The organism is Colwellia sp. 6_MG-2023 (assembly GCF_030547765.1).
In the GTDB taxonomy this organism is placed as follows: Bacteria; Pseudomonadota; Gammaproteobacteria; order Enterobacterales; family Alteromonadaceae; genus Colwellia.
This window is the reverse complement of sequence record NZ_JAUOPP010000007.1, coordinates 15,681-30,288: the sequence shown is the minus strand read 5'-3', so window position 1 is coordinate 30,288 and position 14,608 is coordinate 15,681. Positions and strand designations below refer to the sequence as shown.

Sequence of the window (14,608 nt, the reverse complement as noted above, 5' to 3'; positions counted from 1 at the left end):
GGTTGGGCTTTAGTCCGAAAGAAAACAACCATTAAGCACGTTAGTTAAATGAATAAAAAAGTAAATAACCGCAGTAGTCAACCTACAACAACAGCATGGCGTTATTACGTTGTGATAGGTGTTGTTGTCTTGATTTATAGTGGATTACTAGCGCGTAGTGCTTATATTCAGGTTATCGAACCCGATATGTTAAAAAAGCAGGGTGATATGCGTTCTATGCGTGTTGCTGCTAATACGGTACAACGAGGCACCATTGTTGATAGAAACGGTGATAAATTAGCGATTAGTGTGCCAGTAGAAACGGTGTGGGCTGATCCTAAAATTATTATGGATAACAATGCTTTGTCAATGAAAGAGCATTGGCAAGCCCTTGCTGATGTTTTGGGACAAGATGTTAAAGAGCTTACCTCGCGTGTTGCTGGTAGTTCGAGTAAACGATTTGTTTATTTAGAACGAAAAATTTCTCCAGCAATGGCGACATATATTCGTGAATTAAAAATACCAGGCATTTATTTACGTAAAGAGTCAAAGCGTTTTTACCCTACAGGTGAAATCAGCGCTCATATAGTTGGTTTTACAAATATTGACGATAAAGGCATTGAAGGTATTGAACGCGTATATGATGAAGTTTTAACGGGTAAAGGCGGTAATAAGCGTTTTAGAAAAGATGCTTCTGGCAGGAAAATTGAAATACTGTCAGTAGAAAAAGCACAAGCAGCGCAAAATGTTAAATTAACTATTGACCAACGTATTCAAGCGATAGCCTATAAAGAGTTAAAAGGCGCAGTACAGGCATTTAAAGCAACTTCAGGCTCTGTGGTGGTGGTTGATATTCATACAGGTGAAATACTAGCGTTAACTAATAGCCCCTCATATAACCCAAATAATCGTAGTAATACGGCAATTCATCGCTTTAGAAATCGTGCAATCACCGATGTTTATGAGCCTGGCTCTACCATGAAGCCATTAACAGTGTTAACCGCATTAGAGTTTGGCTCTGCGAATACTAAAACTATTATAGATACTAGCCCAGGCTGGATGCGTCTAGGTGGTAGACGTGTTAATGATCCTATTGATAGAGGAAAGCTTTCGGTTGAAGATATTTTAGTTACTTCATCAAATATGGGCACGACTAAGTTAGCTCTTTCTGTGCCTAAAAATTTCTTATTAGATAAGTTTTTTGATGCCGGGTTTGCTGATAGTACTGGTACCAATTTAGTGGGTGAAAGCTCAGGTATGATGCATGACAGGCAACGTTGGTCAAAGTTTGAATTGGCAACTTTATCTTGGGGATATGGTTTAGCAATTACACCGTTACAGCTAGCCCGATTTTATGCAACTTTAGCTAATGGCGGTATTAAGCGTGAGTTATCACTGGTTCAAAGAAATGATCAACCAAAAGGTGAACGGGTCTTTTCTGAAAAAAATTCATTAGCCGTGACTCAAATGCTCGAAAAGGTCGTAGATAAACATGTACAAAAAGCAAAAGTTGAAGGTTACCGTGTCGGTGGTAAAACAGGAACTTCCTTTAAAGCTGTCGCTGGTGGGTATGGTAATGATTATGTTGGATTATTTGCAGGCGTTGCGCCTATTAGTAATCCACAAATAGTTGTTGTCGTGGTCATCAATGATCCAGGTGGAGATTTGTATCACGGTGGTGAAGTAGCTGCGCCAGTATTTTCGCGAGTAATGCAAGGTGCATTACGTGTTTTAAATGTTGCTCCTGATGCTGATGATAAATTAGCGTTAAGACAAGGATCTATAACAAGCGAAGCTCAGCCAAATATTTTGTATAGGGAGGCTAATGATGTCTAATTTATCAATCAATAAGCCTTCAACTGCTTTTATCAAACAAGTATTACAAGACTTTTCTATTGTTTTACCTACACAGTTAAACTTTGATGGTGACCAAGGTCATTTAACAAATGATAGCCGCATGATAAGTTGTGGTGATATTTTTTGTGCCATTATTGGTTATGCTCAAGATGGTCGTCAGTATATTGAGCAAGCTATTAAACGTGGTGCCAAGCTAGTTTTATCGGAATGTGAAACTGAAGAAGAGCACGGTAATAGTTATTTTAGTGAATCAACTAATAAGCAAGTAGCGATTATTAGTTTTTATCAGCTTAATAAAAAGCTTTTCGCACTAGCGAGTGCCTATTATCAGTCACCTGAAAAAAGCATGACTATGATTGGTATTACCGGTACAAACGGGAAAACCAGTATTAGTCAACTGTTAGGACAAGCGCTAACAAATTGTCACAAACCTTGTGGTGTTATAGGCACAAATGGCGCTGGCATGGTTGATAATTTAGAAGTATTAGATAATACCACGCCTAGTGCTACAGATTTAATGCAATTATTCTTCCGTTTTAGCCACAATGATATTAGCCCCAAAAAGCTAAATGATGAGTGCATTACTCATATTGCTATGGAAGTTTCCTCTCATGCGCTTGAGCAAGGCAGAGTAACCGGAAATACCTTTGATATAGCTATTTTTACTAATTTAAGCCGTGATCATTTAGATTATCATGGCACTATGGCTGCTTACGCTGCCGCTAAAAGACAGCTATTTACCCCGAATGAAAAACAAATTGCAGTATTAAATGGTGATGATGAACAAACGCAACGTTGGTTAGCTAATTGGCCCACGAGTGAAAACTTATCGCTGTATAATACTTGGCTTTATGGTCGTAGTAAAAATATACGCCAACACGCAAAGTTTGTAACTTGTCAAAATATTAAACACCATCATCAAGGTGTTGATTTTACTTTGTGTACACACCTTGGCGATATTGACATACATAGCCCGTTACTAGGTGACTTCAATATTGACAACTTACTCGCCGTGATTGCTGTGATGTTAATTGAAAACGTGTCGTTAACTGCTATAGCCGCGCAAGTTAAAGTATTAAAACCTATTTCTGGACGGATGGAAGCTTTTTCATCTACTTATGCTCCATCACCTACCGCTGTGGTTGATTATGCACATACCCCTGATGCATTAGAGAAAGCATTAATAGCATGTCGACAGCATTGTGACGGTAATTTATTTGTTGTTTTTGGCTGTGGAGGTGATCGAGATAAAGGTAAACGACCACTAATGGCGCAAGCGGCGCAAACATATGCTGACCAGTTAATTGTTACTAATGATAATCCGCGTACTGAACAGCCCATGAACATTATTGATGATGTACTTGCTGGGCTTAATGAACAGTGCAAAGTACAGGTAATTGTTGATAGAAAAGAAGCAGTGTTAGCAACATTAGCAAAAGCACAAGCAAATGATGTGGTGCTATTAGCGGGTAAAGGCCATGAAGATTATATTATTTTAGGGTGTGAAAAAATTGATTATAACGAACGCGATATTGTGAAAAATTTCTTTGCAAATTATCACAGTGCAGACTCTTCAGTAGTTGGTGAATTACAATGATTAGCATAGCATTATCTACATTTTCGACCGCAATAAATGGCGATTTAATTTGCGATGATTCGATGAAGATGCTTGAAGTTAATAATGTTGTGACAGATTCTCGAGAATTTAAATTACAGCAGGCTGCCGAGAAGCAGAGTGCATTTTTAGCACTCAAAGGACCCAATTTTGATGGTCATCTTTTTGTACAGCAAGTGATTGACTATGGTTGCCAAGTTTTAGTGGTAGATCACAAGATTGAGAATATTGATAGTAATAAAGTAGCTCAAATTATTGTTGATGATACACGTATCGCACTTGGAAAAATTGGTGCTTATGTTAAGCAACAAGTAGCACCAAAAACTATTGGTATAACAGGCAGTAGTGGTAAAACGACAGTAAAAGAAATGATTGCGGCCATTTTATCTCGTTTAGGTAATGTTTTAGCAACGAATGGCAATTTCAACAATGATATTGGCGTACCACTGACTTTATTGCGTTTAGAAGATAAACATGCGTTTGCTGTTATTGAAATGGGTGCTAATCACATGGGGGAAATCGCCTATACCACAGAATTAGTCAAGCCTGATGTCGCGATGATTAACAACATTGCTGCTGCCCACTTAGAAGGTTTTGGTGATTTATGTGGGGTTGCTCGTGCTAAAGGTGAGATTTTTTCAGGCTTACCTAGTAACGGTGTTGCGTTATATAACCATGCGAGTAAATACACTGATAAATGGCAGTGGCGTTTAACTGACAAGCAAGTACGCACTTTCTCATGTACCCGAGTTAGTGATGATAAAACAAGCTCTCAGGCAGATTGTTATAGTGAAAACGCATCGTTAGACGAGAATGGTTGTGCAAGTTTTGATTTACAAAGCTCCCTTGGACAATGTGTTATTAAGTTGCCCATTCCTGGAAAACATAATGTGTGTAATGCCGTAGCAGCAGCAGCAGTCGCGATTGAATGCGGTGCAACATTGAAAGATATTCAACTGGGTTTAGCTGATATGGCGCCGGTAAAAGGACGTTTAAATGTTCATCATTTAGCTAAAACAAAAGTGAGTAACGAAATTAGGCTGATTGATGACACATATAATGCCAATGTCGATTCGATTAAAGCGGCAGTGGCTTTACTTGCAAGTTATTCAGGAAAAAGAATTTTGGTGTTAGGTGATATGGGTGAGTTAGGTAGCGATGCTGCTAGTTATCATCAAGAAATTGGTGAATATGCTCAAAATCAAGGAATTGATGTTTTATTAACATTAGGTGTTTTAAGTAAAAATACGCGCGATGCTTTTGCAATGAATAATACAGCAATTAGTGAACATTTTGATAATAAAGATACCCTTAACGCCTATTTGGCGAATCTATTAGAAAATGAGAGCAATACCGATCAAAAAAACAAAGTATTAGTTAAAGGCTCACGTAGTGCGCATATGGAAAATGTTGTGGAAGATATTCTTAACTGGCATGCAAAGCAACAACAAGATCAAATTTTAAATGAAAGTACACTTAGCTCACACAAAAAGGATAATGCTTAATGTTACATTGGTTAGCGGAATATTTAACTCAGTATTATAGTGTGTTTCATGTTTTTTCATATTTAACATTTCGTGCCATTATTAGCACGTTAACTGCGTTATTTATTTCCTTGTATTTTGGTCCTAAATTGATTCGCTATTTGCAAAAAATGCAAATAGGTCAAACTGTTCGTGATGATGGTCCTGAAAGTCATCTATCAAAATCAGGCACACCAACCATGGGGGGGATACTTATTCTCGCTGCGATTGTGGTTAGTATTTTATTGTGGGCAAACCTGAGCAATATTTATGTTTGGGTTGTGTTATTTGTGGTTGTAAGCTTTGGTCTTATTGGTTTTGTTGATGACTATCGTAAAGTTGTTCGTAAAGATTCTAATGGCTTAATTGCTAAGTGGAAGTATTTTTGGCAGACAGTTGCCGGGTTAACGACAGCAATATTTTTATATCAAATATCTCACCCTGATCAAACTTTTTTACTGATACCTTTCATTAAAGATGTCATGCCTCAATTAGGTATCTTTTATATTGTAATGACTTATTTCGTTATTGTTGGAACCAGTAATGCTGTCAACCTAACCGATGGATTAGATGGATTAGCGATAGTACCCACCATTATGGTTGCCGGTGCTTTTGCTTTTTTCGCTTACGTTACGGGCAACGTAAACTTTGCTGGTTATTTGAATATTCCTTATATAGCGATGACCTCTGAACTTGTTATTGTTTGTACCGCTATTGTCGGTGCCGGACTAGGTTTTTTGTGGTTTAACACTTATCCAGCACAAGTCTTTATGGGAGATGTTGGTTCTTTAGCACTTGGTGCAGCGTTAGGGGTAATAGCAGTATTAGTCAGACAAGAATTAGTATTATTTATTATGGGTGGTGTGTTTGTTATGGAAACTGTTTCTGTAATCTTACAGGTTGGGTCATATAAAATGCGCGGACAACGAATATTTCGTATGGCACCTATTCATCATCATTACGAATTAAAAGGCTGGCCAGAGCCAAGAGTGATTGTGCGCTTCTGGATTATTTCATTTATTTTAGTGTTGGTTGGATTGGCAACATTAAAATTAAGATAACTAGCGTGCGATAAACAACTTAAAATATTTAAATATCAACACAACTAGAGACAGAGAATGGCATTGTTATCAGACATGAAACATAAACAAATATTAGTACTGGGTGCAGGTATCACAGGGTTATCCTGTGCTCGCTACCTTAGCGCTCTAGGTTTGTGTTTTGCTGTTAATGACTCACGTGAAAACCCATTTTCTGGAGATTATACCGAACAGCAATTTTCTCAAGATTTTCCTACCGCTAGTTTATATCTAGGTAAGTGGCAAACTGACTTAATTACCAGTGCAGATATCATTTTAATCAGCCCTGGCATTGATAGTGTTGCTAATAATATTGCTCAATATATTAGTGCGAATTGTCAGGTGATGGGTGACGTCGAATTATTCTGTCAATTGAATCAAGAATACGGTCTTGAAGAAGATAATAAGCCAATTGATATTTTAGCATTAACAGGCTCAAACGGTAAATCCACCGTGGTTTCATTACTTGCCTATTTAGCTAATTGTTTGGGAATTAAAGCACAACTTGGTGGAAATATAGGTCAGCCAGTATTAGATATATTTACCGATAAAATAGTGAGTACTAGCTTTTCAAAAAACAATGCGTTACCTGAATTTTTAATTCTAGAGTTATCAAGTTTCCAACTGGAAACGCTTACCAGTATGAAAGCCATTGCCACGAGTGTTTTAAACGTAAGTGATGATCATCTTGATCGACATCAAACAATGGAAAATTATATACGGATTAAGCAAAGTATCTACCACCAAGGTAAGGTAGCGATTATTAATCGTGACGATGCCACAACAAATACACCTAATCCATCACAACCAACAATTTCAATTGGTAGTGATGCTCCAGCTGAAAATCAGTTTGGGGTTACTGTTGAAAACAGCAAAGCCTACTTAGCTTTTGGCAAGCAAAATTTGATTGCATTAGAAGAACTTCCTTTAGCTGGAATGCATAATGCACTCAATTATTTAACCGCGTTAGCCTTTGGTTATTGTGCGGGTTGGTCATTGACTAAGCTTGTTGATAATTTAGCTGGTTTCACTGGTTTAGCACATCGATGTCAACGTATTAAGACTCAAGACAATATCACGTGGATTAATGACTCTAAAGCTACAAATGTAGGTGCGACACTTGCGGCAATTAATGGCTTGGCGCAAACGTTGAGTTCAGAAAGCGATACAAAACCGCGCTTGATTCTTATTGCTGGTGGTGATGGTAAAGGTGCTGATTTTACACCTTTATCTGCACCTTTAGCACAATATGTTAGCCAAGTGATTACTTTAGGTAAAGATGGCGATAGTATTGCTAACATAGTTACTAATCAGGCCAATGTCAGTAAAGTTGTAAGTTTGCAAGAAGCGGTTCAAGTCGCTAATGCGTATGCTAAAGCAGGTGATGTTGTTCTACTTTCACCTGCCTGTGCTAGTTTAGATATGTTTAAGAGTTTTGTTGACCGTGGTGAACAGTTTATGGCAGCGGTTACTCAGCTAGCAAAGGAGGGCTTATGAAAGGCGCTTCAATAGACTTAGATAATACTGAAAAAACCGCTAGATTCTCTATTTTGTCAGATATTACTGCGAATATTAGTAGTAATGTCATGAAAGTTTTTAATAGTGAGTCTACGCCACAACAAGGGATGGTTTTTGACCGAAGTTTTGTTGTTATAGCACTTTTAATGTACATGATCGGATTAATTATGGTGGCAAGCTCATCTATGCTTGTCGCTGAGCGACTTTTTAATAATCCATTTCATTTTGTTATTCGTCATAGCATTTATATTGTACTGAGCTTAGGTATTGCTGCTGTTGCTTTACAAATACCCATGTCGTGGTGGCAAAAAAATAGCAGTTATTTATTAATCTTTGGCATTGTGCTGTTAGTGGCAGTACTGCTTGTTGGTCGTTCTGTAAATGGTTCAACACGTTGGATTGCCTTAGGCCCTATTACACTGCAAGCGGCAGAGCCAGCTAAACTATTTTTCTTTTGTTATTTGGCTGCTTATTTAGTGCGTCGTCGTGATCAAGTTATGGAAGATTGGAGAGGCTTTGCTAAACCCTTAGTCGTTTTTGCTGTATTGGCGGTCTTAATATTAAGACAACCTGACTTGGGTACCATTATTGTGATGTTTGTCACAACCTTCGGTTTATTATTTTTAGCTGGTGCAAAGCTTTGGCAATTCGTAAGTTTAGCTTCGGTAGGCTTATTACTGTTAACATTGTTAGCAATATTTGAACCTTATCGCTGGCGTCGAATTACAAGCTTTTTAGATCCTTGGCAAGACCCTTTTGGTAGCGGTTATCAATTAACACAATCTTTAATGGCTTATGGGCGAGGAGAGGTTTTTGGTCAAGGTTTAGGAAATAGTATTCAAAAATTAGAATACTTACCTGAAGCTCATACCGATTTTGTTATGGCCGTTTTAGCCGAAGAATTTGGTTTCTTTGGGGTTACGGTTATTTTGCTACTTAGTATGACATTAGTATGTAAAGCACTTGTTTTAGGAAAGAAAGCTTTAGTTAAAGAGAAGTTTTTTGAAGCCTTTTTTGCTTACGCAATTGGTATTTGGATGTGCTTTCAGGCTGCGGTTAATATTGGAGCGAGTGCGGGTATAGTTCCTACTAAAGGCTTAACGATGCCACTCATTAGTTATGGTGGCAGCTCTATGATCATTATGACTCTGGCTGTGGTTATTTTAATTCGTATTGATCATGAATTGAGAATGCAGAGTATTCAAGCGACTTCTTCAAAAAGAAAAACAAAAAAGCTAGGAGGCGATAATGAAAACTAACGTGTATTCTAGTTTGAAAAAAAAGCCTACTTTGTTGGTCATGGCGGGTGGTACAGGAGGGCATATATTTCCTGGTCTTGCAGTTGCTGAAAAATTAAAAAATGAAGGTTGGGCTATTCATTGGTTAGGTACATCTGATCGTATGGAAGCGCAAATTGTGCCTGCTAGTGGTTTTGAAATATCATTTATTACGATTACTGGCTTACGTAATAAAAAGTTGATCACGTGGTTAAAGCTGCCATTTAAACTCATGAACTCTTTATTGCAGGCTTTACGTGTTATTCGAAAAGTTAAACCTGATGTGGTACTAGGCATGGGTGGTTATGCTAGTGGTCCTGGAGGATTAGCTGCGTGGTTAATGAATAAGCCGCTAGTTTTACATGAGCAAAACGCAGCTGCGGGGTTAACAAATCGTTTATTAGCACGAATTGCTACTAAAGTTTGCTGTGCATTTCCGAATGCCTTTAAACAAGAAGTAACAGCACAAGTTGTTGGTAACCCACTTAGAGCAAGCATTGGCAATAAGGCGACTAAAAATAAAAATGAAGAAACAGTTAAAAGTAGCCACAACATTTTAGTTGTTGGTGGCAGTTTAGGTGCTCAAGTATTAAATGAAATTGTACCAATAAGCTTTGAAAAATTAGTGAATATTGGTGATAAAAATCACAATAAAAGTAGCGCAATAAACGATATCCACAAGGAGACATTATTGCCTTTTAATATTTGGCACCAAACGGGTAAAGGAAAAAAAGACAATGTTATCAATAGCTATAACCAACAGAGTTTAGCTGATGGCAAGGTAAAAGTGACTGAGTTTATTGATGATATGGCGAGTGCTTACCAATGGGCAGATATTGTGATTTGTCGAGCGGGTGCTTTAACTGTATCTGAATTAGCGATGGCTGCAAAGCCGTCCATCCTTGTGCCATTACCTCATGCTGTTGATGATCATCAAACCAAAAACGCTCAATATTTAGTGTCTCGTGAGGCAGGTATTTTGATTAAGCAGAATGAATTAACCAATGAGATGCTAACTACACAATTAAATGAGCTATTTAGTGATCCGCAAATTTTGCAAAAAATGGCAAAATCAGCCTTTGCTGCTGCGGATGCCGATGCAACGAATAAAGTCGCGAGTATTTGTCAGCAACTCGCAGCTGCTTAGAACAGAATATGAGTAATTATATGAGCCCAAAAGTAATGAGTAAGAATAAAATGAATGTACCTGAAATGCGTCGAGTTAAACGTATCCATTTTGTTGGTATTGGCGGCGCAGGTATGGGCGGCATTGCTGAAGTACTGCTAAATGAAGGGTATCAAATATCAGGCTCTGATATTGGCGAAAATCAAGTCGTAAAACGTTTACTTGCTCTTGGAGCAACGATCACCATAGGCCATGCAAGTAAAAATGTTGAAGAGGCAAGTGTCATTGTTGTTTCAACTGCAATAGAAAAAAACAATCCAGAGTTACTTGCAGCTAAAGCACTACGTATTCCTGTTGTTCGCCGCGCAGAAATGCTCGCTGAGCTTATGCGTTTTCGACATGGTATTGCCATTGCAGGTACGCATGGAAAAACGACAACAACAAGTTTGATTGCTAGTATTTTTGCGCAAGGACAGTTAGATCCTACGTTTGTTATTGGTGGTTTACTTAATAGTGCCGGCACTAATGCTCGTTTGGGCAGTAGTCGTTACTTAGTGGCTGAAGCCGATGAAAGTGATGCATCATTTTTGCATTTACAGCCGATGGTTTCGGTGATCACCAATATTGATGCGGATCATATGGAGACTTATCAAGGTGATTTTGAAAAATTAAAAGACACCTACATTGAGTTTTTACATAACTTGCCATTTTATGGTTTAGCTGTGGTTTGTATTGATAACCCGGTTGTGCGTGAATTATTACCACGTATTAGTCGCCAAGTTATTACTTATGGTTTTTCTGAAGATGCAGATATTCGTGCAGCAAATTATCAACAAGATGGTAGCGTTAGTTACTTTACTGTTGAGATAGATGGCCAACCTCCGCTTGATATGAGTGTAAATTTACCTGGCCAGCATAATGTATTAAATGCACTTGCAGGTGTTGCCGTTGCCAAAGATGAAGGTATTGATGATGAGTCTATTTGTAAAGCGCTAACTGAGTTTGCAGGTATAGGGCGTCGTTTTGAGCAACTTGCTAGCTTAACAACACCAGCAGGAAATATGGTGCTTGTTGATGATTATGGTCATCACCCAAGTGAGGTTAAAGCAACTATATTGGCAATGAGAACCGGTTGGCCAAATAAACGTTTAGTTATGATTTTTCAGCCACATCGTTATTCAAGAACCCGTGATTTATACGAAGACTTTGTTGAAGTTTTATCCGAAGTTGACTGTTTGTTTTTACTTGATGTTTATGCTGCTGGCGAAACTCCTGTTGCCACAGCAGATAGTAAAAGCTTAGCTCGTTCTATTCGTCAACGTGGGCAAATTGAACCAGTTTACGTGAGTGATGTAGAGATGCTTCCTGAATTATTGTTAGCACAGTTAAAAGATGACGATATGGTGATAACTCAGGGGGCAGGTAGTATTGGTACGGTTGCGAGAGACTTATCAAACAACCCTTTGTTAGTAACAGAAGAGACAAAGTAAATGAATACTGTAGCCGTGAAAGAATCGATCAAAAAAGACGTCATTGCTGTGCTTTATGGTGGTAACTCGGCAGAGCGAGAAGTTTCTCTTAAATCAGGAGCAGCTGTTGCTCAAGGATTAAAAAAAGCAGGTTTTAATGTGGTATTAATTGATACCAAATACACGCTGTTAACAGAGTTAGTCACGCAGGATATTAAGCGAGTGTTTATCGCCTTACATGGTCGAGGGGGAGAAGATGGTTGTTTACAAGGGGCATTAGAGTACTTAGGTATTGCTTACACAGGATCGAATGTTTTAGGCTCTGCTTTATCAATGGATAAAGTCCGTAGTAAGCAAATATTTAAAGCATCTAACATACCAACAGCACCCTTTGCCGTTGTTACTAAGGCAGAGTTTACGTCACTTGATGTTGAGCAACAGCTTAAAGATTTAGGTGGGAAAGTGATGGTAAAACCTGCTCATGAAGGCTCAAGTATTGGGATGGCAATGGCTGATTCTCCAGAAAAATTACATAACGCATTAATCGAAGCTTTTAGTTTTGATGGCGACGTATTGTTAGAAGCCTGGATTGATGGACCTGAATATACCGTGGCAATTTTAGGCGATGAAGCGTTACCTGCTATTCATATGGAAACTCCACGGGAGTTTTATGATTATAAAGCAAAATATCAATCTAATAGTACGCAATATCATTGTCCATGTGGGCTACCAGAAGCAGAAGAAGAAGTAATTAAAGCACTATCATTACAAGCCTTTAAATCAACAGGTGCTAGTGGCTGGGGACGTGTTGATTTAATGAAAGACAGTGCAGGTAATTGGCAAATATTAGAAGTAAATACGGTACCAGGTATGACAGAAACATCGTTAGTCCCTAAAGCGGCAAAAGTGCATGGTATAGGTTTTAGTGATTTGGTTGAACGTATAGTAAATATAAGCTTGTAAACACCGTATTATTGGAAATAGGTAACTAAATGAACGATAAGCAGTTAACACCGGAAAATCAAAAAACTATCGCTTTTGGCGTAGGTTTGGCGTTTTTCGTGTGCGTACTTATTGGCTTATTTAGTTTAGGTTGGTGGTTATCAGAAGTTTTTATTGAGCGAGAACGTTCACCGGTAAATTCTATTGTGATTATGGGGGAGATGCCATATACCCAACGTACCGAAGTATTAGAGTCGATGAGTAACATTGATTTAGGCAACTTTTTTCAAGTTGATGTTAATGAAATACAATCTCAAGTATCTAAATTACCGTGGGTTTATTCAGTTGCAGTAAGAAAACAATGGCCTAATGAGGTGAGAATATATGTTGTTGATCAAACCCCTATTGCGCTCTGGAATGGTGATTTTATATTAAATAAATTTGGTAAAGCGTTTCAAGCAGAGCAAAAGGCTATTAAACAAACATTACCTCAATTTTTTGGTCCTGAAGGAAGCGAACTATTAGCATTACAGAATTTTAACAATTTGAATGATTTATTAGAGTACAGAGACTTAGCGATTGATGAATTAATACTTGGTGAGCGTTTCTCATGGCAACTTACCTTAAACAACGGTATCAGGCTGAATTTAGGTCGTGAAGAGAGGGTGAAGCGGGTACAAAGGTTTATGGATGTATATCCTTTAATCAACGAACACTTACTTGAGCAAAATAAAAGCAAAAAAGAGTTAAAACAAGCGGTTGATTATATCGATTTACGTTATGATACCGGGCTGGCTGTTGGTTGGAAGGAAAAAGACGATTTGTCATCGAGTATTAGTGTTGACAAGCAGCAAAGAAAAAGCCGTATTGGAATGCTTAAAAAGCATGTGCTGCAAGAGTCTATGGTTCCAATTTATAAGTTTCGAGATGATTTATTTAGCCGTAATAAGCTACACACAGAAGAGTTGACCCTGAATGTCTAAAATTACAGAAAGAAATTTAGTTGTTGGACTAGATATAGGCACATCTAAAATATCCGTCGCGGTTGGTGAAATTACTCCCGACAACCAATTAAGTATTGTTGGTGTTGGTAATCAACCTGCACGTGGTATGGATAAAGGTGGTGTTAATGACTTGAACTTAGTGATTCAGTCAATTCAGAGAGCGATAAATGAAGCTGAGCTGATGGCCGATTGTCAAATTAGCTCAATTTATTTAGATATTTCTGGAAAACATATTAGTTGTCAAAACGAAAATGGCATGGTGCCAATTAATGACAAAGAAGTGGTTCAAGAAGATGTCGACAACGTAATTCATACCGCTCGCAGTGTGCCTATTTCGGCAGAACGTCGTATGTTACATGTGTTACCGCAAGAGTATAGTATAGATTGTCAGGACGGTATTAAAAGTCCTATTGGTATGTCTGGTGTGCGAATGGAAGCTAAAGTACATATCATTACTTGTGCGAATGACATGGCTAAAAATTTGGTAAAATGTGTTGAGCGTTGTAATTTAACTGCTGATCAACTGATATTTTCAGCATTAGCTTCTAGCTATTCAATACTTACCGATGATGAAAAAGAATTAGGTATCTGTGTCGTTGATATGGGGGCAGGTACTATGGATATATCAATATTCACGGGTGGCGCATTACGCCATACGGCAGTTATTCCTGTAGCAGGAAATCAAGTCACTAGTGATATTGCTAAAATTTTTAGAACACCATTGAGTCATGCAGAAGATATTAAAGTGCAATATGCCTGTGCATTAAGGCACTTAGTTAGTATGGAAGAAAGTATAGATGTACCAAGCGTTGGTGGTCGTCCAGCACGAACTATGTCTCGCCATACATTATCGGAAGTTGTAGAGCCAAGATACCAAGAATTATTCGAACTCATTCAAGATGAAGTACGTGAAGCCGGTTTAGAAGACCAAATTGCAGCGGGTTATGTATTAACCGGCGGCACATCGAAAATGGAAGGGGTAGAAGAGTTTGCTGAAGAAGTTTTTCAAATGCCAGTGCGTATTGCTTCACCAATAGCAGTTCAAGGGTTGAAAGAATATGTAGATGACCCAACTTATGCCACAGTTGTAGGTTTACTGCATTATGGTATGAAAGCTCATGAATCGGGCTTAAAGGAAAATAATAAATCAGAAGGGGTGACCGGAGCATGGTCACGTTTTTGTTCATGGTTTAAAGGTGAGTTTTAAGTAATTTAATAA

The 14,608-nt window shown here is 38.2% G+C and carries 11 protein-coding genes; all 11 read left to right on the top strand.

Annotated elements, in window-relative coordinates:
* Positions 1-48: 48 nt before the first annotated feature.
* The 11 genes from Q4503_RS06275 to ftsA are packed head-to-tail and all read left to right on the top strand — an operon-like array spanning position 49 to position 14,596.
* On the top strand, positions 49-1,815 hold the full coding sequence (locus Q4503_RS06275; protein WP_215974236.1) for a penicillin-binding protein 2: 1,767 nt from the start codon (positions 49-51) through the stop codon (positions 1,813-1,815).
* Positions 1,808-3,433 carry a UDP-N-acetylmuramoyl-L-alanyl-D-glutamate--2,6-diaminopimelate ligase gene (locus Q4503_RS06270; RefSeq protein WP_303601719.1) on the top strand — a complete coding sequence of 542 codons (1,626 nt, stop codon included), beginning with the start codon at positions 1,808-1,810 and terminating at the stop codon, positions 3,431-3,433. Before Q4503_RS06275 ends, Q4503_RS06270 begins: the two co-directional genes overlap by 8 nt.
* The gene (gene murF / locus Q4503_RS06265; protein ID WP_303601718.1) at positions 3,430-4,956 is read left to right on the top strand and encodes a UDP-N-acetylmuramoyl-tripeptide--D-alanyl-D-alanine ligase; all 1,527 of its coding nucleotides are present in this window, start codon (positions 3,430-3,432) and stop codon (positions 4,954-4,956) included. Before Q4503_RS06270 ends, murF begins: the two co-directional genes overlap by 4 nt.
* Complete coding sequence (gene mraY / locus Q4503_RS06260) at positions 4,956-6,035, top strand: phospho-N-acetylmuramoyl-pentapeptide-transferase (protein WP_215974239.1); 1,080 nt, start codon at positions 4,956-4,958, stop codon at positions 6,033-6,035. The genes murF and mraY overlap by 1 nt, the downstream gene beginning before the upstream one ends.
* 57 nt (positions 6,036-6,092) lie before the next feature.
* Positions 6,093-7,550 carry a UDP-N-acetylmuramoyl-L-alanine--D-glutamate ligase gene (gene murD / locus Q4503_RS06255; RefSeq protein ID WP_303601717.1) on the top strand — a complete coding sequence of 486 codons (1,458 nt, stop codon included), beginning with the start codon at positions 6,093-6,095 and terminating at the stop codon, positions 7,548-7,550.
* The gene (gene ftsW, locus Q4503_RS06250; RefSeq protein ID WP_303601716.1) at positions 7,547-8,830 is read left to right on the top strand and encodes a cell division protein FtsW; all 1,284 of its coding nucleotides are present in this window, start codon (positions 7,547-7,549) and stop codon (positions 8,828-8,830) included. The genes murD and ftsW overlap by 4 nt, the downstream gene beginning before the upstream one ends.
* On the top strand, positions 8,820-9,995 hold the full coding sequence (gene murG, locus Q4503_RS06245) for an undecaprenyldiphospho-muramoylpentapeptide beta-N-acetylglucosaminyltransferase (RefSeq protein WP_303601715.1): 1,176 nt from the start codon (positions 8,820-8,822) through the stop codon (positions 9,993-9,995). The genes ftsW and murG overlap by 11 nt, the downstream gene beginning before the upstream one ends.
* 20 nt (positions 9,996-10,015) lie before the next feature.
* Positions 10,016-11,464, top strand: a complete 1,449-nt coding sequence (murC, locus tag Q4503_RS06240; RefSeq protein ID WP_215974243.1) for a UDP-N-acetylmuramate--L-alanine ligase — start codon at positions 10,016-10,018, stop codon at positions 11,462-11,464.
* Positions 11,465-12,406 carry a D-alanine--D-alanine ligase gene (locus Q4503_RS06235; RefSeq protein ID WP_215974244.1) on the top strand — a complete coding sequence of 314 codons (942 nt, stop codon included), beginning with the start codon at positions 11,465-11,467 and terminating at the stop codon, positions 12,404-12,406.
* 29 nt (positions 12,407-12,435) lie between these two features.
* Entirely contained in the window at positions 12,436-13,368 is a 933-nt protein-coding gene (locus Q4503_RS06230) for a cell division protein FtsQ/DivIB (protein ID WP_303601714.1), read from the top strand.
* A complete protein-coding gene (gene ftsA, locus Q4503_RS06225; protein ID WP_215974246.1) occupies positions 13,361-14,596 on the top strand; it encodes a cell division protein FtsA in 1,236 nt (411 codons plus the stop codon). The genes Q4503_RS06230 and ftsA overlap by 8 nt, the downstream gene beginning before the upstream one ends.
* The last annotated feature ends 12 nt before the right edge of the window (positions 14,597-14,608 follow it).

Bases quoted from the DNA above. Each gene is read 5' to 3' on its own strand.
- mraY (WP_215974239.1), top strand. From the start codon at position 4,956: ATGTTACATTGGTTAGCGGAATATTTAACTCAGTATTATAGTGTGTTT.
- Q4503_RS06230 (WP_303601714.1), top strand. From the start codon at position 12,436: ATGAACGATAAGCAGTTAACACCGGAAAATCAAAAAACTATCGCTTTT.
- Q4503_RS06235 (WP_215974244.1), top strand. From the start codon at position 11,465: ATGAATACTGTAGCCGTGAAAGAATCGATCAAAAAAGACGTCATTGCT.
- Q4503_RS06270 (WP_303601719.1), top strand. From the start codon at position 1,808: ATGTCTAATTTATCAATCAATAAGCCTTCAACTGCTTTTATCAAACAA.
- murD (WP_303601717.1), top strand. From the start codon at position 6,093: ATGGCATTGTTATCAGACATGAAACATAAACAAATATTAGTACTGGGT.
- ftsW (WP_303601716.1), top strand. From the start codon at position 7,547: ATGAAAGGCGCTTCAATAGACTTAGATAATACTGAAAAAACCGCTAGA.
- ftsA (WP_215974246.1), top strand. From the start codon at position 13,361: ATGTCTAAAATTACAGAAAGAAATTTAGTTGTTGGACTAGATATAGGC.
- murG (WP_303601715.1), top strand. From the start codon at position 8,820: ATGAAAACTAACGTGTATTCTAGTTTGAAAAAAAAGCCTACTTTGTTG.
- murF (WP_303601718.1), top strand. From the start codon at position 3,430: ATGATTAGCATAGCATTATCTACATTTTCGACCGCAATAAATGGCGAT.
- Q4503_RS06275 (WP_215974236.1), top strand. From the start codon at position 49: ATGAATAAAAAAGTAAATAACCGCAGTAGTCAACCTACAACAACAGCA.
- murC (WP_215974243.1), top strand. From the start codon at position 10,016: ATGAGCCCAAAAGTAATGAGTAAGAATAAAATGAATGTACCTGAAATG.